Annotated in this window: 19 protein-coding genes and 1 pseudogene; 9 read left to right on the forward strand and 11 right to left on the reverse strand. The window is 72.3% G+C overall.

Going from position 1 to position 21,936, the window contains the following annotated elements; genetic code table 11:
- Positions 1–798 precede the first annotated feature (798 nt).
- Positions 799–1,698: an AAA family ATPase gene (locus ABTZ03_RS36870; RefSeq protein ID WP_350517556.1), complete on the forward strand. Its 900-nt coding sequence runs from the start codon at positions 799–801 to the stop codon at positions 1,696–1,698.
- A gap of 406 nt (positions 1,699–2,104) precedes the next feature.
- Complete coding sequence (locus tag ABTZ03_RS36875; protein WP_350517557.1) at positions 2,105–2,404, forward strand: cupin domain-containing protein; 300 nt, start codon at positions 2,105–2,107, stop codon at positions 2,402–2,404.
- A 221-nt stretch (positions 2,405–2,625) separates the two neighbouring features.
- Here the strand turns inward: ABTZ03_RS36875 and ABTZ03_RS36880 are convergent, their stop codons facing one another.
- From ABTZ03_RS36880 to ABTZ03_RS36895, 4 genes and pseudogenes are all read right to left on the reverse strand, one after another.
- Positions 2,626–2,961, reverse strand: coding sequence for a hypothetical protein (locus tag ABTZ03_RS36880; protein ID WP_350517580.1), 336 nt, complete (start codon positions 2,959–2,961; stop codon positions 2,626–2,628).
- Between the two features lie 196 nt (positions 2,962–3,157).
- Positions 3,158–3,439, reverse strand: a complete 282-nt coding sequence (locus ABTZ03_RS36885) for a hypothetical protein (protein WP_502894710.1) — start codon at positions 3,437–3,439, stop codon at positions 3,158–3,160.
- A pseudogene (locus tag ABTZ03_RS36890) lies at positions 3,429–3,631 on the reverse strand (winged helix-turn-helix domain-containing protein); the annotation flags it as partial. The pseudogene ABTZ03_RS36890 and the gene ABTZ03_RS36885, both read right to left, overlap by 11 nt.
- Before the next feature lie 453 nt (positions 3,632–4,084).
- Positions 4,085–5,350, reverse strand: a complete 1,266-nt coding sequence (locus ABTZ03_RS36895) for a GNAT family N-acetyltransferase (RefSeq protein WP_350517558.1) — start codon at positions 5,348–5,350, stop codon at positions 4,085–4,087.
- A gap of 400 nt (positions 5,351–5,750) precedes the next feature.
- On the opposite strand from ABTZ03_RS36895, the gene ABTZ03_RS36900 reads away from it, so the two are divergent.
- Both ABTZ03_RS36900 and ABTZ03_RS36905 read left to right on the forward strand, forming a co-directional pair.
- A complete protein-coding gene (locus tag ABTZ03_RS36900) occupies positions 5,751–8,057 on the forward strand; it encodes an NHL repeat-containing protein (protein ID WP_350517559.1) in 2,307 nt (768 codons plus the stop codon).
- Positions 8,058–8,199: 142 nt separating this feature from the next.
- Positions 8,200–9,309 (forward strand): glycosyltransferase family 2 protein, encoded by a 1,110-nt coding sequence (locus ABTZ03_RS36905; protein WP_350517560.1) that lies wholly within the window; start codon positions 8,200–8,202, stop codon positions 9,307–9,309.
- Between the two features lie 219 nt (positions 9,310–9,528).
- Here the strand turns inward: ABTZ03_RS36905 and ABTZ03_RS36910 are convergent, their stop codons facing one another.
- Positions 9,529–9,795: a hypothetical protein gene (locus ABTZ03_RS36910; RefSeq protein ID WP_350517561.1), complete on the reverse strand. Its 267-nt coding sequence runs from the start codon at positions 9,793–9,795 to the stop codon at positions 9,529–9,531.
- A gap of 41 nt (positions 9,796–9,836) precedes the next feature.
- On the opposite strand from ABTZ03_RS36910, the gene ABTZ03_RS36915 reads away from it, so the two are divergent.
- Both ABTZ03_RS36915 and ABTZ03_RS36920 read left to right on the forward strand, forming a co-directional pair.
- Entirely contained in the window at positions 9,837–10,415 is a 579-nt protein-coding gene (locus ABTZ03_RS36915) for an IS607 family transposase (protein WP_350517562.1), read from the forward strand.
- Positions 10,408–12,036 (forward strand): IS200/IS605 family accessory protein TnpB-related protein, encoded by a 1,629-nt coding sequence (locus ABTZ03_RS36920; protein WP_350517563.1) that lies wholly within the window; start codon positions 10,408–10,410, stop codon positions 12,034–12,036. Before ABTZ03_RS36915 ends, ABTZ03_RS36920 begins: the two co-directional genes overlap by 8 nt.
- Here the strand turns inward: ABTZ03_RS36920 and ABTZ03_RS36925 are convergent, their stop codons facing one another.
- Positions 12,037–13,266, reverse strand: a complete 1,230-nt coding sequence (locus tag ABTZ03_RS36925; RefSeq protein WP_350517564.1) for an FAD-dependent monooxygenase — start codon at positions 13,264–13,266, stop codon at positions 12,037–12,039.
- 156 nt (positions 13,267–13,422) lie between these two features.
- Here ABTZ03_RS36925 and ABTZ03_RS36930 point away from each other — a divergent pair, with 156 nt between their 5' ends.
- Both ABTZ03_RS36930 and ABTZ03_RS36935 read left to right on the forward strand, forming a co-directional pair.
- Positions 13,423–13,941 (forward strand): MarR family winged helix-turn-helix transcriptional regulator, encoded by a 519-nt coding sequence (locus ABTZ03_RS36930; protein ID WP_502894711.1) that lies wholly within the window; start codon positions 13,423–13,425, stop codon positions 13,939–13,941.
- Between the two features lie 218 nt (positions 13,942–14,159).
- Positions 14,160–14,921, forward strand: a complete 762-nt coding sequence (locus tag ABTZ03_RS36935) for a hypothetical protein (RefSeq protein ID WP_350517565.1) — start codon at positions 14,160–14,162, stop codon at positions 14,919–14,921.
- A 169-nt stretch (positions 14,922–15,090) separates the two neighbouring features.
- Here ABTZ03_RS36935 and ABTZ03_RS36940 read toward each other — a convergent pair whose 3' ends face one another.
- Both ABTZ03_RS36940 and ABTZ03_RS36945 read right to left on the reverse strand, forming a co-directional pair.
- A complete protein-coding gene (locus tag ABTZ03_RS36940) occupies positions 15,091–15,798 on the reverse strand; it encodes a DUF1062 domain-containing protein (protein ID WP_350517566.1) in 708 nt (235 codons plus the stop codon).
- A 301-nt stretch (positions 15,799–16,099) separates the two neighbouring features.
- Positions 16,100–16,609, reverse strand: coding sequence for a hypothetical protein (locus ABTZ03_RS36945; RefSeq protein WP_350517567.1), 510 nt, complete (start codon positions 16,607–16,609; stop codon positions 16,100–16,102).
- 275 nt (positions 16,610–16,884) lie between these two features.
- Between ABTZ03_RS36945 and ABTZ03_RS36950 the strand changes: the two genes are divergently transcribed.
- Positions 16,885–17,445, forward strand: a complete 561-nt coding sequence (locus ABTZ03_RS36950; RefSeq protein WP_350517568.1) for a hypothetical protein — start codon at positions 16,885–16,887, stop codon at positions 17,443–17,445.
- A 290-nt stretch (positions 17,446–17,735) separates the two neighbouring features.
- Here ABTZ03_RS36950 and ABTZ03_RS36955 read toward each other — a convergent pair whose 3' ends face one another.
- The 3 genes from ABTZ03_RS36955 to ABTZ03_RS36965 all read right to left on the reverse strand — a co-directional run bounded on the left by ABTZ03_RS36955 (position 17,736) and on the right by ABTZ03_RS36965 (position 21,845).
- A complete protein-coding gene (locus ABTZ03_RS36955; RefSeq protein WP_350517569.1) occupies positions 17,736–20,318 on the reverse strand; it encodes an ABC transporter permease in 2,583 nt (860 codons plus the stop codon).
- Positions 20,315–21,136, reverse strand: coding sequence for an ABC transporter ATP-binding protein (locus tag ABTZ03_RS36960; protein WP_350517570.1), 822 nt, complete (start codon positions 21,134–21,136; stop codon positions 20,315–20,317). The genes ABTZ03_RS36955 and ABTZ03_RS36960 overlap by 4 nt, the downstream gene beginning before the upstream one ends.
- A gap of 160 nt (positions 21,137–21,296) precedes the next feature.
- Positions 21,297–21,845 carry a TetR/AcrR family transcriptional regulator gene (locus tag ABTZ03_RS36965; protein ID WP_350517571.1) on the reverse strand — a complete coding sequence of 183 codons (549 nt, stop codon included), beginning with the start codon at positions 21,843–21,845 and terminating at the stop codon, positions 21,297–21,299.
- Positions 21,846–21,936 lie beyond the last annotated feature (91 nt).

Raw genomic sequence — 21,936 nt, forward strand, 5'->3', positions numbered from 1 at the left:
CCCCAGGGTGTACGAACCGTAGCCGCAGGACATGTCAGGAGCGCCCAGTGGCGCGCGCCCTGGTGCACCGATAGAGAGGACTTCCCGTGCATAAGCTCGCCCACCATCTCCTGGTCGTTGCGGCAAGTACGGCCATGCTCACGGTCTGCGCCGGTACCGCCCAGGGCGCCGTCCGGGCAGATCCGCCCCTCGGTCTCTGCGGCCACAACATCAACGCCCTCGGCCTTCAGTTGCCCACTGGTGACGGATCCGTCGCCTACACGAGCCTCGAGGAGGGTTGCGCCTTGGGGAAGGCCGGGTGACTTCACCATCGTTGGGAGTTAGGCCCGAAGCGGGCCTCGTTCTGGCGCTCGTCGGGGACGGCTTGGGTCGTTCGGCCTGGCTGTCGTTGCGGGCGACGGTGCCGGGTCGGCCGCGTTGACGATGCCGTGGCCTCTTGCGTCAGCACGGTTCCCGGCCAGCCTCAACCGGTGACCGGCCCTGGCACGCGGCGAGGCACCGTAGCGGGGCGGCAGCGGCCCGACGTACTCTCCGGGCCCGAGCAGCATGCCCGGCTTCAGGAGGCTCGTCCGGGCGAGCCCGAACGTGTCGACCACCGCGCGTTCGGTGCCGGCCTTCCGCCGGCCGTAGACGGGGTTGATGCCCGACGTCCCCGCACCGTCCCGGCCATCACGGCACCCCCGGCCGAAACCGTCGGCACCTGGGAGGAGTTCATCGCCGGCACGGCGACGCGCTGATCCACCAAGATCCGGAGGAACGGACCGAGTGCTGCTCCGTGGAAGGTCAGCACCCGGCAGGATGGAGACCGTGCCGACGAACCCCCCGGAATCGATGCAGCACCACCTGCGCCGACGCCTGAACCGCCATGCCCACCGGCGATGGCCGCAGGTGAACGGCATCACGGTCCGCTTCCGCGCCGGATTCGCTTACGTGGCAGCCGAGTTGTCCGGTCGGCACACGCTCCCCCTGTGTCGTCTGCGCTTCACCGGCGTGCTGCACACCTGGGGCTTCGCGCTGTACCTGGCCGGCAGCGACAGCTACAAGGACGACGTCCTGCCCAGCGGGCTGCCCACCGGTTCTCCGGAGGAGGCCCTGGAATACGCGGGCGACCGCTACCTCCGGCCGCACACGCTGGGCGGCTCCGGACCGGTCCGCGTGCCAACGGGACTCGTGGTCCTCGTCGGCCCACCGGCTTCGGGCAAAACCAGCTTCGTGCGAGCCCTGACAGCTCGCGGACAGATCGACGAGGAAGCCGTGGCATCCAGCGACGAGATCCGCGCCGAGCTCTTCGGTACCGCACCTGCCGAAGCGCACTCCCACGCGGCGCACTCCCGGATCTTCGAAGAGCGCGACCGGAGGATCGTCGTCCGGCTCTCCACCGGACGAAGCGCGGTCGCCGAGTCCACGAACGTCACCCCCCAGGCGCGCACCCGCCTCATCGCCATCGCCAGGCGCTTCGACGCCCCGGTGACCGTGCTGCGGTTCAACCCGGGCCTCAGCGTCCTCCTCCAGCAGCACGAGGAGCGAGGCCGTACCGACATCACCGCCGACGACGTCCGCGCCTACGCCGCACTCATGGCCCGGCACTGCGGGGCTGACCAACTGCGCTCCGAGGGTGCACACGCCGTCCACGACGTGCCCGGACGGGGTCAGGGGACCACACCCGCCGAGGCCGCAGGGCGGTTCTCGTTCACCTGACAGCCCCTGATTCCCCGGAGGAAACCGTGCAGCAGTATGTCCTCAAGAGCGGGGCCGTCCTGGCCGCCGCCGATCTCGCCGGCCTCACCGTCACCGCAGGTGCCGTGTTCGGCGCACAGCCGGCCGACGCCGCCCCGCGTGCGGAACGACCCTGGCGAGCTGGACCGGGGCCAAGAACTTCGCCGCGTACTCGGGCACCTTGGAAACCGGCCACCCGGCCAGGATCGTCCATGTGATCAGCCTGGCGGAGGGGACGACTCGCATTGCGGGCAGTCGTCGGGGCAGGTAGAAGATTCGTAGACATCCTGTTCCGGCAGTGTGGCCGGCCCGGTGTCGAAGGCCTGGTGTCGAAGCCAGCAGCGACCTTCCCACCGGAACAGTCCGTCTACGGAATCGAGTACCTGCCATGGACGACAGCAGGCATCCCACCGTGACCGACCCCGAGTTCTACCAGGTCATCTTCGAGAACGAGAAGGTCCGGGTCGTGGAGTTCCGGGACACCCCGGGCGCGCGCACCCGACACCACCACCACCCCGACAGTGTGCTGATCACGCTGAGTGCCTTCCACCGGCGTATGACGATCGGCGACAGGGTGATCGAGGTGGACCGCGCCCCCTTCGAGGCGGGGTGGATGGTCGAGCACTCGCATGTCGGCGAGAACATCGGTGACACCCCGGCTCATGTGATCTTCGTGGAGATCAAGTAGCTGCCGCCGACCTCGGCGCATCGGACCCGTCCCTGATCGGGTACGGGAGCCCGTGATGCCGCCCGTCGTCGGCGTCGCCGTCGCCGTCGGCGAGGACAGCGGGGAACGGGGCCGGCGACGCCCGCACGGCGTACCCGCTCGTGCCGGTTGTGCCGGTCCTGTCGTTGCCCGACTGTCGTCAGGGTCTCACGCGTGCAGCTCGGGAGGGCCGGCTTGGACGATCACCCCGAGGACGGCCTCGCCGGGCCGTCGGCCAGGGTGCCGGGGTAGAGGTACTCCTTCGGGGGGATCGTCGTGCCGTGGGCCCAGGCGTCGAAGAAGCCCTTGAGGTCCAGCGAGAGGCGGTCCAGCGACCGCAGGGCCCGGGCGGTGATGGTGGTGTCCCCCTTCAACAGGTCGGGCCGCGCCGGGTCGTAGGCGATCCGGACGTCGTAGTCCGCCACGTCGTAGCCGGTGTTGCCGTCGTCGGGGAAGTACGGGTCACCGATCCGGGACAGCTGCGGGAGGGCACAGGCGGTGGCGTTGCCGTCGTCGGGGGCGAGCCCGGCGACGGTCACGTTCGGCCGGTCGCCCGGGTCGGTGCCGGTCTCGGCGGCGAATCCTCGCCCGCGCAGGCAGTCGGCGGTCGCGGCGGCCTCCGACCGCAGCTGAGCACGCTCCTCGGGGGTGAGGCGAACGGTCCCACCGCGCGCGGGTCGATCCGGGTGGTGCCAGCGCCCGGGGCCAGGGTCTGGTCGACGGCGAGCGGATCGATCACCGCCGATGCCTTGGACGGGACCGGCGAGGCGGGCGGGGCGGCGGATCCGGCCAGGGGCTGGCATCGTCCCAGGTCCGGTGGGTCGCCGCGTAGCCGAGCAGGGCCTCGTAGATGCCGGCGTCTTCGGAGAGGATCTGGACCCGTTCCTGCTGTATCTCCCGTGACGTGGTGTCCACCGCCGGCCAGGCGGTGGCCGCCACCGAGCAGACGGCGACCAGGATCGAGGCGGCCAGCAGCCGGACCAGCAGGCTCTTGCGCAGCGGCACCCTACAGCGCATGGCGGCGTCCGCCCGTGCCGTCGGTGAGCTTGTAACCGACTCCGAAGACGGTCAGCAGGCGCACCGGGCGCCGGGGTCGGGTTCGATCCTCCGACGCAGGTTCATGACGTGCACGTCGATGGTGCGCTCGGATCCGTAGTGGCCGAACCCGCTGGAACCACCCAGGAGTTGAGCCCGACTGAAGACCTGCTCGTGCGTAGTCCTCCCACGAGCTCGGAGCCGGCGCCCCGCTGGCTGGGAGCTCCCGCACCCACCGGTTCACCACTGCCGTCGGCCCAGTCGCGTCGGGCGTAGATGACCCAGCGGATCGCGGTGTGGCGGTGCATGCCGGTCAGGTCGGCGAGGATGGGGCTGGGGAGGTCGGCGGCGAGGGCGGAGTATCGGGCCGCGCGGACCGGGATTCCGTGGCGGTTGAGCTTCTACGTCATCGCGTGGGTTGAGCGCGGCGGCTCTTGGCGTCGCAGGTCGCGCAGCGCCGTCCCTCGGGCCGTAGCTGCCGGAGGTCGGTCCGCACCGTGCCGCAGTGCGCGCAGCCGGGGCGAACCACCCGGTGGGCGCCGTCGTGCAGCACCTGGGTCAGCCGCAGCAGGACCGGTGGGCAGAGCGAACTCCCGGAGGTCAGGACGTCGGCGAGGCGGCGCCCGGTCAGAACTCGTCGTGGGTGAACGGCAGGAACTCGGTGTGCAGCGCGGCGTCGAGCTGCTGGAGTGCCCCTGCCGTGTGCTCGGTGACGAGCCCGGCGCGGGCGAGGTGCCGCAGCCGGGTGCCGCCGAGGTAGCAGGCGGCCAGGTCGCGGATGTCGAGTGCGAGGTCCGCCGGGTCGGTGGTCGGTTCGCACCGGTTGCCGTCCGGTGGGCCGGCCGGGTCGGTGGTCAGCCGGAACCGGCCGTGGTTGGCGGGGATCATCCCGTCGCGCACCTCCAGGACGAGGTCGACGGGTCGGGCCCAGGCCCGGGCGGTCAGGGCCGCCCGCAGGTCCACCAGGCGCAGCCACAGTGCCGGGAACTGCCGGGTGACCCGTACCTGGTCGGGGTCGGCGGCGATGAGCGGCAGCGGGTCGTCGGCCGGACGGCCCCAGGCCCGTACCCTGCCGGTGAGGTCGATGGAGGCGAGGTAGCTCCACAGGGCCGCCGTCACGGGGGCGGTGTCGGCCTCCAGTTCGTAGACCTGGACGAGCCCGGGGGTGCCGTCGTCGTCGCCGCCGCGGGTGCGGTAGATCGCGTAGCCGGCGCACGGGTCCCCTCCCGACCCCGACACCACGATGCGCGGGGGGCTGAGCTCGTCGTCGTCCTCGTCCTCCTCCGCCAGGACCAGTTCGCGCCACCAGAGGCGGTCGCGGGCCGGGCGCCCGGCCCGTCGGGAGCGGCTCGCCTCGTAGCGGGGGCCGAGCAGTGCGAGTGCCTGCCCGACGTCCAGCAGGCGCAGCGGCCCGGGATCGGGCGTGATGCGCAGGGCCAGTGGCCGGGTGGAGTCGATCTCCATGGTGGACAGGTGCGTGGCCGCGCCGAAGCCGTAGCGGCCGTAGATGGCGGCCTCGGAGGCCCACAGCGCGGCGAGCGGGCGGCCTTGGGCGGCGCAGTCGCGCCACAGCTGCGCCATCAGCGCCGAGAGGACGCCGCGGCGTCGATGGGTGGGCGCCACGCAGACGAAGGTCAGCCCGGCGCAGGGCAGTTGGCCGCCGGGGACGGAGAGTTGCAGGCGGTGGGCGGCGAGCAGGCCCACCAGTTGGTCCTGCGTGTAGGCGCCGAGCCGGTCGCAGCGTCTCAGTGTCTTTCGGTACCGCTCGCGCTCCTCCTTGTCGTAGGTCTCGTGGAAGACCACGGAGGCGAGGTCGAGGGCGCGGTTGAGGTGCGCGTCGGGGACCTCGCGGACCTGCGGCGCCGCGGGCGTGATCGCGTGTGGCGTGCTCACTCCACCGGATGATAGCGGGCCGTCCGGCTCCGCGGGCACGGCTGGTTCCAGCCATGCGGCAAGTCAACTGGACCGGTGGGCCCGCGTGTTCAACTGCCGGGACGGCGGTGCCGGGTTCCGGCCAGCCGGTGCGCCGGGGCCGTCCCAACTGGTGGACGCCGCTGGCGGGTTCCGTTTGGAGGGCGGGTTGTCGGTCGTACCACTGGTGGTCGCAGTCCCCGTGCGTGCCTGCTGTCGCGGCCCGGGGCGGCGATCCGGACACTCGTCGTCCTGTCCGGTACTGGGCTGGAAGGCCCTGGGAGTGCGCTGGTTAGGCTCGGGGGGCTCTGGACCCGCCCCATTCCACCCGTGCGGCCCGTCCGCGCGCGGTGTGCCGTGCCCGACGACGGGAGAAGCACAGATGGCAGACGATTCGAGTTCCGGACGCGGACCGCAGCCCGACGGCCTGCAGCAGGGCGCCATCGCCACGGTGGCGGGCACCGGCGTCGCGGGCTACGGCTCCGACGGCGGGCCCGCCACCGCCACCCAGCTCTACACCCCCTACGGCGTGGCCGTCGACGGCGTGGGCAACCTCTACATCGCCGACTACAACAACCAGCGGATCCGCAAGGTGACCCCCGGCGGGATCATCACCACGGTCGCCGGCAACGGCGTCGCGGGTTACGGCTCCGACGGTGGACCGGCCACCGCCACCCAGCTCTACGGTCCCAACGGTGTGGCCGTCGACGGGGCGGGCAACGTCTACATCGCCGACTACAACAACCAGCGGATCCGCAAGGTCGACACCAAGGGCATCATCACCACCGTGGCGGGCAACGGCACCGCCGGGTACGTCTCGGACGGCGGACCCGCCACCGCCACTCCGATCTACTACCCGCACAGTGTGCTGGTCGCGGCCGACGGCAGTCTCTACTTCAGTGAGTGGTACGGCCAACGGGTCCGCAAGGTGGATCCCCGAGGGATCATCACCACGGTCGCGGGCAACGGTACCGCCGGCTACCGCTCCGACGGCGGGCCCGCCACCGCCACCACTCTTTCCTACCCGTCCGGGATCGCGCTGGACGCGGCCGGGAACCTGTACATCGCCGACTACGGCAACCAGCGGATCCGCAGGGTCGACGCCAAGGGAATCATCACCACGGTTGCGGGCAACGGCATCGCGGGCTACGGCTCCGACGGCGGACCCGCCACCGCCACCCAGCTCTACAACCCCGCGGACGTGGCGCTGGACACGGCCGGGAACCTGTACATCGCCGACTACGGCAACCAGCGGATCCGCAAGGTCGACGCCAAGGGCAACATCACCACCGTGGCCGGCAACGGCATCGCGGGCTACGGCTCCGACGGCGGACCCGCCACCGCCACCCAGCTCTACAACCCGTCCGGGGTCGCACTGGACGCGACGGGCAACCTCTACATCGGCGACACCTACAACAACCGGGTCCGCGGGGTGAGCGCGGTGGCCGACATGACCCCGCCCGCGCAGCCCGCCGCCGACCTGTACGGCGAGGCCGTCCACCCGCACGCGGTGCAGCGCGGGCAGCAGTTCGACCTCGGCGCCCGGATCAAGAACCGCGGGCCCAACCCGGTGGACGGGCAGTACGTCACCGTCGTGCTGACCCTGCACGAGGGACTGGAGGGCGGGCCCGGCAGCACCGGCCGGCGACTGAGCCGCACCTTCGCCGGCCAGCAACTACTGCCCGACCAGGGGTCGTTGGACGGTGTCTTCCGGGTCACCACGGCCGGTGACACACCGGCCGGGCTCTACGAATCCACCCTGGAGATCCAGTACAGCGGCGAGATCGACCAGAAGGACGCCGTGGTGAAGCTCCCGGTGACGGTGGTCGTCCCGGCGCCGGTCGGGGACGAGACGGCGCTCACCGTCATCCAGGACACCGTGCCGCTCGCCGCACCGGGCCAACCGAGCGTCCTCACCGTCAAGTTCACCTCCGCCACCGGCCAGCCGGTGAACCCCGGGGTGATCTCCCAGCGCTTCACCGCCCCCGACGGCTTCCTCTTCAGCGGACAGCCCGGCTACGCCTACTACGACACCATCCACGGCGTGCTCGGCGGCGAGCTCGACCACACCATCGTGGACGCCGGCCGCACCCTGCTGATCAGCTCCGACCCGCACCTCAACACCACCAGCAGCGACACCGGCTCGCTGGTCTACACGATCCCGGTGCGCGCCCGCGCGGACGCCCGGCCGGGCCGGTACTGCGACGGCTCGGCGAGCATCGGCCACCACACGCCGGTCCAGCTCTGCGGCCGGGTCGCCGACGGCACGCTGCGGGCCTCGATCGACCCGAAACCCCTGTCCGGGCCCGCCGTCGCGGGCCAGGAAGCCTGGATCTACCCGCCGTTCGTCATCCACAACACCGGGACGCTCACCATCGGCACGATCGAGGTGGTCCTCACCGCGCCCGCGGGACTGGTCTTCACCGAGGACCGGGTGGCCTTCACCCGCTGGGCCGACGAACAGCACGAACGGACCGCCGCCGGCGTGCGGTCGGCCGACCGGCGCACCCTGACCTGCCCCGCCGTGCGGTTGGACCTGCTGCCGGCCCCCGACGCGTGGGTGTCGCTCTACCCCGCCCTGGCGATCGAGGCGACGGCCCCGGCCGGACCGGCGCCGGTCGGCATCCAGCTGGGCGAGCCGGCCTTCGCCACCGCGCGGGACGTCATCGCGATCCAGCCCCACGCCTGACCCGGACCCTGACCCGGGCCCTTACCCGGACCATTTTCCAGGCCCGGACCTTACCCGGGTCCGGACCTTACCCGGGTCCGGACCCACGAGCGGGTGCCGCCCGGCACCCGCTCACCGCACTCAGTCCCGAGGAGCCCCCCGCATGCGCCGGCCCCGTGCCGTCCCCCGCCCGCGACAGCACACCGGCAACCCGGCCGCCCGGGTGGTGGCGCTGATCCCCGCCCATGACGAGGCCGACCGGATCGCCGCCGCGATCGCCGCGCTGCGGGGCCAACTGCGGCCGCCGGAGCGGATCGTGGTGGTGGCCGACAACTGCACCGACGGGACCGCCGAGGCCGCCCGGGCGGCCGGCGCCACCGTGCTGAAGTCCCGGGACAACCGGCACCGCAAGGCCGGCGCCCTCAACCAGGCACTCGATCCGCTGCTGGCCGGGCTGGACCCGGACGACCTGGTCCTGGTCCAGGACGCCGACACCACCCTGTGGCCGGGCTTCCTGGCCAGCGCCGCCGCCGCGATGGACGGCACGGACAGCGCCGTCGGCGCCGTCGGCGGCATCTTCTACGGCGAGCCGGGCGGCGGCCTGCTCGGCGCATTGCAGCGGATCGAGTTCCACCGCTACGCCCGCGAGATCGCCCGCCGAAACCACCGCGCCGACGTGCTGACCGGCACCGCCACCCTGTTCCGGGCGGCCACCCTGCGGGAAGTCCGCCAGGCCCGGCTGGACGGACTGATCGGCGGCGGCAGTTCCTACTACTCGCTCGCCTCGCTCACCGAGGACGACGAGATCACCAAGGCGGTGCGCACCCTGGGCTACCGCACGCTCTCCCCGCCCGGCTGCGGCGTGGTGACCGAGGTGATGACCAACCTGCCCGCGCTCTGGCACCAGCGGCTGCGCTGGCAGCGCGGCGCGCTGGAGAACCTGCGCGACTACGGCTGGACGCCGGTGACCGCGCCCTACCTGCGCCGGCAGGCGTTCATGGGCCTGTCGGTGCTCTTCCTGGCGCTCTACCTGGTCTTCACCGGCTGGATGCTGGCCCGCGGCAGGCCCCGGTTCTCCCGGTTCTGGCTGGCCGTCGGCCTGCTCTTCGTACTGGAGAAGGTGGTCACCGCGCGCCGCGCCGGCTGGCGGTGCCAACTACTGGCCGCCACCCTCGGCATCGAGCTGGCCTACGACGCGTTCCAGCACGCCGTCTACCTGCGCGCGCTCTGGGACACCCTGCGCCGCGGCGAGCAGCAGTGGCGCGCCACCTGACGCCGGAAGGGAACGGATCGCGTGTACGGAGGACTACCGCCGGCCGGGGCGCTGGGTGCGGGCGGGGCGTCGGTGCTCTCGTTGAAAGGCCTGACGCACCCCGGCTCCGGCTTCCAGGCACTGGCCACCGTGGTCGCGGCGAGCACGCTCGTGATGGCCGCAGCCTCGCTCGGCAGACTGCTGCCGCCCCCGCGGCAGCTGGCACGGGCACTGCGGCCCTCACGCTTGCGGCAGCCGGACGAACGGCTGCTCGGCGCGGGCGTCGAAGCGGACCCGGGCGTGGTGGACGGCGTGCACGTGCTCAAGCGGCCGCTCGGCGATCACGGTGCTCAACCGGCCGGCCGCGCAGTCCTCGTCGGTCAGCGAGCAGTGCCCCCGGGGCGGCACGGCCGGGCAGACGGTCCAGCCGACCGGGCAGCGGCTGCGCTGAGCACGACGGGCGCCGTGGTTCAGGGGGTGGGGAACTGCCTTTGATTGAGTGTTCATGAGTGTCTATCAGGGGTGTCTAGCGTTGTATGGTCTTGGTTGTGAACCTGACGGAATGGGCTCGGCTGCAGGGCGTTGCCCCGCGTACCGCGTACCGCTGGTTCCGTGAGGGGACATTGCCGGTCCCGGCGGAACGGGTCGGTCCGCGCACGATCCTGGTGAACATCGAGGCGAACACCGCTCCGGAAGCGGTTGGTGGTCTCGGACTGTATGCCCGGGTTTCGTCTCATGATCAGAAGGCTGACCTGGAGCGGCAGGCAGCGCGGCTCGCCGCTTGGGCGGCGAAGGCCGGTCACCGCGTGGTGCGCGTCGAGTCGGAGATCGGCTCGGGCATGGACGGTCGCCGGTCGAAGGCCCGTCGTCTGCTGGCTGATCCGGCTGTGACCACGGTCGTCGTGGAGCACAAGGACCGTCTCGGCCGGATGAACGTGGAGCTGATCGAGGCCGCCCTGTCCGCTTGCGGCCGTCGCCTGGTCGTGCTGGACGACGGCGAGGTCGAAGACGATCTGGTGCGGGACACGGTCGAGATACTGACGTCGTTCTGCGCCCGTCTGTATGGGCGCAGGTCGGCGAAGAACCGGGCGAAAGCCGCCCTTGAAGCGGCGGCCGGGCATGGCTGAGGAGAAGCCGCTTCGGGCCGTCGCCCGTCCGTTCGTCGCGCACGGCCCGTCGGGAGTGAGCGTCCGGGACCGGCTGAAGGGCCTCACGTCCGGGGACGAGCTGGTTTTGCGGCTGATCGGTGAGCACATGGGCCGGTTGGCCTCGCTCGATCTGGCCCGGCGTGTACGGGAGGGCGCGGACCACTCCAGCCAGACGTGGGCGGCCCGGAAGCGGGAGCTGACGGCGATGTCGTCGTCCCGCTGGGCGGGATCGGTCACCTCCGGCACTCACGATCAGTGGGGGCTTTCCCGCCGCACCCAGTGGCAGCACCTCCAGCGCCTGGACGCGGGCATCCGCACGGTCCGGCACCGGTTGTCGTTGCCGGTCGGCGAGAAGGGCTCCCGGGGCAAGCCGGGCGGTTACCGCTCCAAGCACGAATGGTTCGTCAAGACCCGCCGCCTGGCGATACTCGAAACCGAGTCCGAGCGGGTCCGGGCGGAGCGTGAGGCCGGGAAGGTCTCCGTGGTGCGCGGTGGCCGCAGGCTGCTCAACACCCGGCACAACCTGGACGCCGCCGGCCTGACCGAACAGCAATGGCGGCAACGCTGGGAAGCCGCCCGCTGGTTCCTGACCGCTGACGGGGAGTCCGGGAAGCGGTACGGCAACGAGACGATCCGGGTCACCCCCGACGGGGAGATCAGCATCAAGCTGCCCGCCCCGCTCGCCCACCACGCGAACGCCGAACACGGCCGGTACGTCCTCGCCTCCCGCGTCTCCTTCCCGCACCGGGGCGACCAGTGGCGCGACCGCGTCGAAACGAACCGGTCCGTGGCCTACCGCATCCACCACGACACCACCACCGGCCGCTGGTACCTCGACGCCTCGTGGACCCGCAAAGACCTGCCCGTCGTCCCCCTGGACGCCCTGCGGGCCGGTGGTGCGATCGGGGTGGACACCAACGCCGACCACCTCGCCGCATGGCGGCTCGACGAGCACGGCAACCCGATGGGCGCGCCCCGCCGTTTCGACTACGACCTGTCCGGATCGGTCTCCCACCGCGACGCCCAGCTCCGCCACGCGCTCACCCGTCTCCTGTCCTGGGCACGGGCGACGGGTGTGCGGGCCATCGCGATCGAGGACCTCGACTTCCAGGATTCCAAGACCCGCGAGAAGCACGGCCGGAAGAAGAAGTTCCGGCAGCTCATCAACGGAATCCCCACCGGGAAACTCCGCGCACGACTCCTGTCCATGTGCGCCGAGGCCGGTATAGGCGTGATCGCCGTCGATCCCGCCTACACCTCGATATGGGGGGCCGAGCACTGGCAGAAACCCCTCACCGGCACCCATCGCAGGACCACCCGACACGCCGCCGCCTCGGTGGCCATCGGACGACGTGCCCTCGGACACCCGATCCGGCGACGGACGACACCGCCCCGCCAGCACCAGAGCGATGCCGGCGGGCATCGGAGCGCCCAGGCCGGACCAGGCGACCGAAGGCACGAGGGAACCCGCCCCCGCGTGGTCGGACCACGGACACGATCCGTCGGAGCTGAACGCGGAAGGAACGCGGCAACCCAGCCCATCCAAGACCGTTCGGGATGGGCGCAGGATCAGCTGTTCGATCTCCATGATCACTTCTGATCACTGTTCAGGAACGGTGCGGTCGTAGTTCGGCAGGGTGAGGCCGTTGTGGGCCGCGCTGGCCTCGGTGTTCGTCGGGTAGGTGGGGGCGCGCAGGGCCGTGTTGCGGGCGTCGAGTTTGGCCTGGGTGCTGGGGATGAGGCCCGTGCCGCCGGTGGTGGCCAGGGCCTGGTTGCGTTCGGCGAAGGGGCGGACGGTGCGTTCGTAGGCGGTGAAGGCGGCCGTGTGGTCGCTGTGGCGGGCGAGTTCGCCGGCGAGGACGTAGGCGCCGACGAGGGCGACGCTGGAGCCCTGGCCGGACAGGAACGAGGTCGCGTGGGCCGCGTCGCCGGCGAGGGCGACGCGCCCCCGGGACCAGGTGGGCATGTGGATCTGGCTGACGACGTCGAAGAACAGGTCGTCGGCACCGCGCATCGCCTCCACCAGGCGCGGGACGTGCCAGGTCCGCTCGGGGAAGGCGGCGGCGACGAGGTCGCGTTGCGCCTGCGGGTTGCGGAAGGCTTCGTAGGGGGCGTCCTCGCGTTTGAGGACGAGGAAGCCGTGGATGCGCTCGCCGGGTTCGTGGGCGTAGAGGACGGCGGCGCGGCCGGGGGTGTTCCAGATGACGGCTTCGTGGGAGAGGCCGAGGTCGTCGGCGACGGTGAAGCCGGCGAAGACGTGGCCGAGGTAGCGGTGGTAGGCGTCCTCGGGGCCGAAGGCGAGCCTGCGGGTGTTGGAGTGCAGGCCGTCCGTGCCGATGACCAGGTCGAAGGTGCGGTGGGCGCCGCTGTCGAAGGTGACGTCGACGTGTCCGCCCCGGTCGTCCAGGGCGGCGATGGAGTCCTCGAAGAGGAACTCGACGCGGTCGCGGATCGGGGCGTGGAGGGCGTCGGCGAGGTCGCCGCGGCGTACTTCGAGGTCCAGGCCGGCGGAGCCGCCGGCGAGGGCTTCGGGGGTGACGGAGCCGATGAGCGCGCCGTCGGCGTCGAGGAAGGAGAGCTTGCGCGTGTTGACGTGGGCCCTGCGCAGTTGCGGGAGCAGGCCCATGCGGTCGACGACCTCGCGGGCGGTGCCGCGGATGTCGATGGCGTACCCGCCGCCGCGGATCTGCGGGGCCCGCTCGACGACGGTGACGTCGAAGCCGTAGTGGTCGAGCCAGTAGGCGAGGGCCGGGCCGGCGATGCTCGCACCGGAGATGAGGATGCTGTGGTTCGCGGAGCGGTTCATGGAGTGGTTCACGGAGTGGTTCATGAGGTGCTCTCCTCTCGTTTGGGCGTCCTTCTGGCGCCCCCGAAGATGCGTACCTTAGGTATCTTTGTGGACGACGTGCCGCACCCCATTGGAGAGCGGGTGCAGCCCCAGAATATAGATACCTAAAGTAGGTATGCAAGTGGAGGAGGTGGTCCGATGACCGAGGACCCGCCGCAGAACCCCGGTACGGACGAACAGGCGGCCACCGTCTGGGCGGCCCTGCCCCGGCTCGCGCAGCTGAGCAACGCCATGACCCGCGGCCGCCTGGCCGAGCGGGCCGCCGAGGCGGCCGGACTCGCCCTGGACCGCCCCGCACTCGGCGTGCTCCTGAGCGTGGACGCGGCCGACCGGCCGCTGCGGATCGGGGAGATCGCCGAACGGATGCAGGTCGTCGGCCCGCACGTCACCCGGCAGGTCCAGGCGCTGGAGCGGCGCGGCCTCGTCCGCCGCGTCGGCGACCCGCTGGACCGGCGCGCCAGCCTCATCGAACCGACCGAGGAAGGACGGCGGGCGGCGAACGCCTACAAGGCCTCCATGATCGGCTGGTTCACCGACGCCATAGCGCACTGGCCGGACCATGACCGCGACGAACTGGGCCGCCTCCTCGCGAAGCTGGCCGACGACGTCATCGCCCGCCTCGCACACCTGGACGACACGCCACCACCCGCCCCCTGACGACCCGCTGACCCACGGTTGCGGGCCGTTGCCCTCGGCGAGGCCACCGGTCCGGTGGAGCACCCCGGGCAGAGCGAGGGCGAGCCAGCCGGAGGGGCGATGTGAGGAACTACCCGGCCGGACAAATTCGCTGGTCGACGGCGCAGAAGGAGTGATCTGATGGCGCCATGGCCGGAATGGGTATCACGGTGTGTCTGCCTGCGCGAGACGCCCTCCGAGTGGAGGCCGCGGTCGCGGACGCGTTGGCACCCTTCGAGCGCGACTACACGCGCGGCGGTGACCTGGACATCTGGGACTCCTGGCGCATCACCGGCGGCACGGTGCACGGCAGCGGGTACAACGTCCTTCCCGGGCACGAAAGGGACGCCAGACTGCTCCACGAGTTCCCGAACCGGTGGCTGACCGGGCACGTGCCGGTCCCCAACGACTTCGGCTGGTGCGCGGGCGGGCCTCGCGAACTCCTCGACTTCTCCGCGTCGCACGAGGACGCGCGGGAGTTGGCCGACGCGGCGTGGCGGCGATGGCACCGACTCGCGGCAGAACTGCCGCCGCCCCGCCCCCTGGAGATCTACATCGCCCGTCACAGGGCCGAGTCGCGGACCTACTCGTCCCAGCAGGCCCACGCCGACTTCGACGCCCAGCCGCTCGTTCGGGCCTACAACGACTACCTGAGGATGCTGCCCACCGAGCGCTTCCAGCCCTGGTTCCTTTACTTCACGGACCCGATCACCGGCGTCGGAACCGTCCCCCGCGAGGAGTTCGTCGCACGAAGAGCGGCCTCGGCTCCGCGGAGACGCAATGTCCTCACCCTGGAAGGCTGGTGGTACGAGGACGGCGACTCGGGTACGCACGGGGCCTGCCACAGTCCCGCCGACTGCCCGCACGAGCCACCTCTGGCAGCCGGCTACGACCACGTCCACAGCTATCTGGCCGCTCTGCCCGGCGACACACTCCTGGTCAACGTCCGCTGCCACGTCTGAGCGACAGTGGATCGGGCCCGCGAGGCCGCAGTGCTGTCGTGGCTCGTGAACATCCGGGCCGGCTCTGTGCGCTCACAGGATTCCCGAACCGGTGACGCGACCACCCGGCCCAGGAGAGGCCGCCCCCGAGCGGGACGGCCTCTCCATCGGCAGGATCTACATCGGACTTCTAGGCGTGCGCGGTGGCCCGGCGTGCGAGCTCCCGGCCGGGTACGGGCGGCAACCCGATCCGAGCCAGGCCGGGGTGTTCGGCGTCGGGTACGTCGGGTGCGTCGAGGGACTTCGCGTGCTTGGCCGCACCGACGAAACCTGCTCCGTGGATGGCGACTTCGAAGTCCTGGTGCGCCTTGACGTCCGGCGCGAACGGCAGACGGATCCGCCCGTCCGCGACCAGACGGCGCACCTCGGCCCGGCTCAGGCCGAGGCCGAGCTGGAGCAGCCGTTCCACCCGGACCGGCGCGGGCAGTTCGAAGCGCACCCGCACCGAGAGCGGGTTCGGGTCGTCGAGCGCGTACAGCGGCGTGCGGGTCTCCAGTTCCCACGTCCCGGTCCAGTCGAGCCGGTACCGGTTCTTCGCCGCGAGTGACGCGCTCATCACCAACTCCCGTACTGCTGAAGGGCCGTTGATCTCGTACGCGACCAGCCGGGCCGGCTCCAGCGTCGAGACGTGGACGCGCTCGTGGACGGGCACCTTCGAGGTCCGGTCGCACGTCGCACAGCTCAGCAGCAGCCAGACGTCGAGCAGCTTGCCGTTCGCGTTGGCGCGGATCTTCCCCGAGGCGCGGTGCCGCATGCCGGGGCAGTCCGGGCAGGACCGGACGACGGTGGGCAGGGCGGACTGACGCACGGCCCACAGGGCCTTGCGGTCGGTATTCATGTGTGGTGGATGCTTTCAGGACTCAGCAGGAGGGCATGCCGAACTCACTCGGCGGCTCCCGCTTTCTGACGGATGCTCACGAGGGGCGCGACCCATCACCCCGGGGCCGGTTCCTCAGGCTCCGAGGTCGATCGCGCGACAGGTACGTACTACGTGGCAGTCATCAAAAGTCCATGCGGGCGATCATGATCGAGACGGCGGCCCGCGGCAACCGATTTCCCCGTGCCTCCACCGGAGGCCGCGCGCCGCTCACGCCATGGAACTCCGGCTCACGCCCTATGGACGACCGGCCGGACGGCTCCTAGCCGAACGTGGAGAAGGCCAGGGCCGCGGTGCCCAGGACCACCGCCCCCGCCGCGACGCGATAGCGGACGCGCAGGAGCGGAGCCACCAGCAGGGCGCTCGCCGCGTAGCCGCCGGCCATACCCACGATCACGGCCGCGGCCCCGGTGAGCGGGAAGACGCCCCGATGCCCGGCCAGCGGCCACGCCAGGAAGGAGGCCGCGCGGAAGAACGGCACACCGAGCAGAGCCACGCCCCACGCCGGGCGCACACCCAACAGGCGCAGGAGCAACCAGCCCACCGGGAAAGCGAGTACGGGCAGCACGTAGGTGCTCAGCAGGGCACCACCCAGGCAGGCAAAACTGTCGACACCGTGCGCCCGCTGGGCCGCCTCGCACCGCGCGGTGCCCAGCAGCGTCCAGGCCAACAGGCCGCCGCACCCCGCCCCCACCACCGCGGCACGCGCCGCCCGGGAGGCCGCGTAGCGGGCACCTTCCAGCTGTACGCCTGTCGTTCCCCCAGGAGTCATCGGGCCAGCGTTCCAGAGCACCGGCGCGCTGTCCTGAGTACCCGTACTCACAAACGGCCAAGATCACCTGTCGGAGGACATCCGGAAAGAGCCGTGTGTCCCGTCCTCCCGTCCCGGGTCGGTCCGTACCGCCGTCACCTCGGCCAACAGGGGTGGCATGTCCTGAATCCGCCCCAGCAAAAGGGGCACATCGGGCGCGCTGGGACGGCATTGGGACGGGGGTGCCTCAGGTGCCCCGGCCCGGGGTGTCGGACAGCGTGGCTACGATGCCGGGCATGGGCTACACCACGACGTTCACCGGTCGGATCGCCGTCGAGCCGCCGCTCAACGAGCAGGAGATCTCCTATCTGCGGAAGTTCGCCGGCACCCGGCGCATGGACCGCGACAACGGTCCCTACTACGTCGACGGCACCGGCTTCGCGGGACAGGGCCACGACGCGGACATCCGCGACTACGGCAGGCCCCCGGCGGGCCAGCCGGGCCTGCGGTGCGAGTGGGAGCCCACCGAGGACGGGGCCTCGATCGCGTGGACCGGGCACGAGAAGTTCTACGACTCGCCCGAGTGGATGGCCTACCTGGTCGACCACTTCCTGAAGCCCGGCGCCCACGCCCAGGGCAAGCCCGGGTTCGAGGACTTCACCTTCGACCACGTGCTCGACGGCGTGCTCGACGCGCAGGGCGAGGAGGACTGGGACACCTGGCAGTTGACGGTGCGTCACAACGAGGTGTCCGCGACCGGGCCCGTGGAGCCCGAGATCGTGTGGCTCTGCGGGGCCTGCCTCAAGAAGATCGCCGACGAGGACACCGTCTGCTGCCCGGGAGCGGAGCCGGTGTAGGCCGCCGGCGCCAGGCCCACCAAGCGCGACCGGGCCGTGTTGGAGGAGACGGACCCGTGGTGGTGCCCCTGATGGCCGATCACCTGGCAGCACACCAACGCCACCGCGCGACTGCGGCGGCGGGCCCGGCCACCCCCGCCCGGTTCGTGGAGCGGGGGCGGCATCGGCGGGGCACCCCGCCCGTGCGAGGGGCCGGGCGCAGGTCGGCGGTGTCCTTCCGGTCCCCGTCCCACGGGCCCGACTCCGTGCGAGAGCTCGGCTGACCGCCCGTCATGTGTGCTGCCGCGCCTTCACTGCCGCGCCGCGCCCGCCGCCACCGGTCGGGTCCGCAGCAGTGCCCGGGTGGGCAGTCCCATCGCGCCGAGGCAGAGCAGTACGGCTGCGCCGGCCAGTGGCAGGACGAGGGTCGCGGGGACGTACGGGGCGGTGCCCGCGATCCCCCGCGCGACCGGGACCAGCGTGATCCAGGCGATCGCCGCGCCGAGCGCCAGCCCGGCGGCCGCGACCAGCAGCGCCTCCCAGCGGATCATGCCGCGCACCTGGCGCCGGGTGGTTCCGGCCAGCCGCAGCAGCGCGACCTCGCGGCGCCGGTCCAGTACCGTCATCGCCAGGGTGTTGACGGCGGCGACGGCGGCGAACCCGCCGAGGACGGCGGCCATCACGGTGTTGGCCCAGCCGTTGAGTTCCATGTCCTTGTCGGAGCGGGCGACGAACCCGGCCCGGTCGGCCACCTCGACGCCGCCCAGGTGGCCGAGTGCGGCGGCCACCGCCGTGCGGTCGGCGCCCGGCGCGTCGGCGACCAGCACCTGGCTGTCGTATCCGGCGGTGACGTGGGCGGCGACGGCCGCCCGGGGCAGCAGGGCCCGGCCGAAGCCGAGTCCACGGTCGTACACGGCGACCAGGACGGGCCGCACGGCGGTGCCGTCGCCGAGCCAGAGCGGGACGCGGTCGCCGACCTTGACGTCCAGGACGTCGGCCAGGGCGGCGTCCAGAGCGACGGTGTCGGGGGCGCGGCCGAGGTCGGCGAGCGAGCCGCTGCGCACGCCCAGGTCGAGCACCTTGGGCAGCCGGGCCGGGTCGCCGTCCACGCCGAGGGCCGGGGCGGAGCCGAGCTGCCCGTTCTGCCGGTGGACGACGGCGGTGCGCAGCACGCCGACCGCGGTGTCCACGCCGGGCACCTTGGCCGTCCGCTCGGTGGTGCCGTTGGGCAGGCCGGGGCCGGTGGTCGTGAGGACGTGGTCGGCGGTGGTGCCGGTGCGGACGTTCTCGCCGGTGGTGTGGCTCAGGGTGCTCTGGATCACCAGCAGGGTCCCGCAGAAGGCGGTGACCAGCACGATCGGAGTGAACGCGGAGGCCATCCGGCGGGCGTTGGCACGGGAGTTGTCCGCGGCCAGCGAGCCGGTGGCACCACAGACCCGCAGCGGGGCGCCGAGCACGGCGGCGGCGATCCGGGCCAGGTGGGGGCCGAGCAGGGCGACGGCCAGCATGAAGGACATCACCACGCCCTGCGCGGTCTGGGCGGCCGCGGCGCCGTCCAGCGCGGACGCGAAGGCGGCGGCCACCACCCCGACCGCGGCGAACAGCAGCCCGATGGCGGTGCGGACCTTCCCCGGGCGGGGCGGCTCGACGGCGGCCTCGCCGAGCGCCTGTCCGGGGCGCAGCCTGGACGGGCGGCGTGCGGCCAGAAAGCCGGCGGTGAGCGCGGCGAGGGTGCACGTCGCGACGGCGACCAGCATCGGCAGCGGGCCGACGTCGAGGCGGATCCCGGCGGGGACGGCGCCGCGTTCGACCAGCTGGTCGAACCACCAGTGCGCGAGGGCGACTCCGGGCAGGATGCCGAGCGCCCCGGCGACGGGCGCGACCAGCATCGCCTCGGTGGCGATGGTGCGGCGGATCTGACGCGGGGTGGCGCCGATGGCGCGCAGCAGGGCGAACTCGCGGGCGCGCTGGCCGGTGGCGAGGGCGACGGTGCTCATCACCACGAAGATCGCGGTCATGGTGGTGTAGCCGCCGAAGATGCCGCCGAGCACGCTGAGCATGGAGCGGGCCTCGCGCAGGGCGGGCTGTTCCACGGTGGCGCGTTCGTCGCCGGTGAGGACTTCGGCGTCGGCGCCGACCGCCTGGCGGACCTGCGAGGCCAGGGCGGCTGCGGTGACGCCCTCGCGGGGCTGGACGGCGACGGCGTCGATCCGGCCGGGGTGGCCGGAGAGGCGGTCGGCGGTGGCGTCGGCGAACCAGGCGGTGGGGCCGGCGGCCTGGGCGGCGGCGAGGCCGGAGACGCGGTAGCCCGCGGTGCCGCCGGGGGCGGTCAGAGTGAGGCTCGCGCCGGGCGCAAGGTGGGCGGCGCGCGCCGTGTCGGCGTCCAGCACGACCTCGTTCACGCCGGGGGCACGGCCCTCGACCAGGACGTCCTGCGACCCGGCGATGCCGAGCGCGGCGTAGGGCCGGCCGGTCAGGGCGGGGGTGGCGGCCGTGGCGGGGGTGGCGGCCGTGGCGGGCGAACCGGCCGTCGCCGACGTACCGGCGGTCGCGGGCAGGGGGAAGGCGGTGTCCGGACGGGCGGCCGCGACCCCGGGCAGGGCGGCGATCCGGCTCACCAGCGCGGCGTCCACCCTGGCCCGCTCCGGGGTGGCCTGCTCGACCGTCTCGGTGTCGTCCTTGCCGAACGTGGTCTTGATGGCCACCCGCTGCTCCGCCGCGACCACCACGGGCGCGGCGGCGTAGCGGACCGGCCGCAGGCTCGCGGTCAGCCCGGTCTGCAGCAGCGTGCCGCAGGCCACCACCACCGCGGCGCCCACCAGCAGGGCGACCATGGTGCCCACGAAGGAGGCGGGGCGGAAGCGCACGGAGGCGCGGGCGAGTCCGTTCGTCACGCCGCCGCTCCCACCGGACGGGCGGTGAGCGCGACCATCCGGTCCGCCACGGCCTGCGTGGTCGGGTACGGCAGGTCGTCCACGATCGCACCGCCGGCCAGGAACAGCACCCGGTCGGCGAAGGAGGCCGCCACCGGGTCGTGGGTCACCATCACCACGGTCGCCCCCAGGTCGTCCACCGCCCGGCGCAGCAGGGCGAGCACCTCGTGCGCGGTACGGGTGTCCAGCGCGCCGGTCGGCTCGTCGGCGAACACCACGTCCGGGCGGGTGATCAGTGCCCGGGCGATCGCCACCCGCTGCTGCTGTCCGCCGGACAGCTGTCCGGGCCGCCGCCGGGCGTGCTCACCGAGACCCACCTGCTGCAGCAACTCCCGGGCCCGGGCGCGGTCCTGGCGCTCGCCCGCCAGGCGCTGCGGGAGCAGGACGTTCTGTTCGACGCTCAGCGAGGGCAGCAGGTTGAAGGACTGGAAGACGAAGCCGATCCGACTGCGGCGCAGCATGGTGAGCCGGTTCTCGCTCAGCCCGGTGAGCTCCTCGCCGCCGAGCCGGACCTGGCCCGCGTCCGGGCGGTCCAGGCCCGCCGCGCACTGCAGGAAGGTGGACTTGCCGGATCCGGAGGGCCCCATCACGGCGGTGAAGCTGCCGTGCGCGAGCGCCAGGTCGATCCCGCGCAGCGCGTGCACGGCCTCGCCGCCTCGACCGTAACTGCGCCGCACCCCGAGCAGTTCGATCGCGGGGCCGGCCTGCGCGACGGTCTGCGGAACGGCGTGTGGTGCGGCGTACGGATCGGGGGTCGGGCGGTCGTGCCGGCGTGCCATGAAGGGGCCTTCCTTCGGAAATCGTCAGTAGTCGTCGACGGGTTCCACGCTAGGAAAGCGGGCCGCGGCGGACCATGGTGGCCGCTGGCGGACCGGGGGTGGGGTTAGCCCCACCCCCGGTCCGGCGGGATCGCGCCGTCGGCGGCGCGCGGTTCAGGGATCATCCGGAGTGGTGCATTCCGGCGAGCATGACGTCCTGGGTCCTGCGGCGCTGTTCGAGACCGGTGGCGGAGTCGGCCATGCGCATGAAGGCGGCGATGTCCTCGACGCTGACGTCCGGTCGCAGCCGGCCTGCGGCACGGGCCCGGTCGGCGGCGGGGGCGATGAGGTCGGCGGTGGCGCGGTGGCCGTGCCGGGCGGCGTGCGGGCTGGTGCGGCAGAGGATGTCGAACAGGCGCAGCTCGGTGTCCTCCAGGACGCAGCCGTGGGTGAAGACGGTGCGGAACGCTTCCCACGGGTCGGGGATTTCGGCGGCCCGGGCGGCGATCCGGCGTGCGCCGTCGGTGAGTTCTTCGAGGAGCTGGTCGACCAGGGCGTCCTTGGTGGGGAAGTGCCGGTAGAAGGTGCTGGGGCTCACGCCCGCGCGGCGGGCGATGGCGTCGATGGCGAGGTCGGGCCCCTCCTCGGCGAACGCGGCGCGGGCGGCGTCGAGCAGGAGGCGGCGGTTGCGGAGCTGGTCCTTGCGCAGCGGCCGCGGCGGGGTGGTCATGGTCTGCCCTCCAGAAACGAAACGGTAGCGATACTACCGTTTCACCTGCTAGCTTGAAACGAAAGTGTCACTACCGTTTCGAGGAGTGGTT

Source organism: Kitasatospora sp. NPDC096077 (genome assembly GCF_040303245.1).
Classification (GTDB): domain Bacteria; phylum Actinomycetota; class Actinomycetes; order Streptomycetales; family Streptomycetaceae; genus Kitasatospora.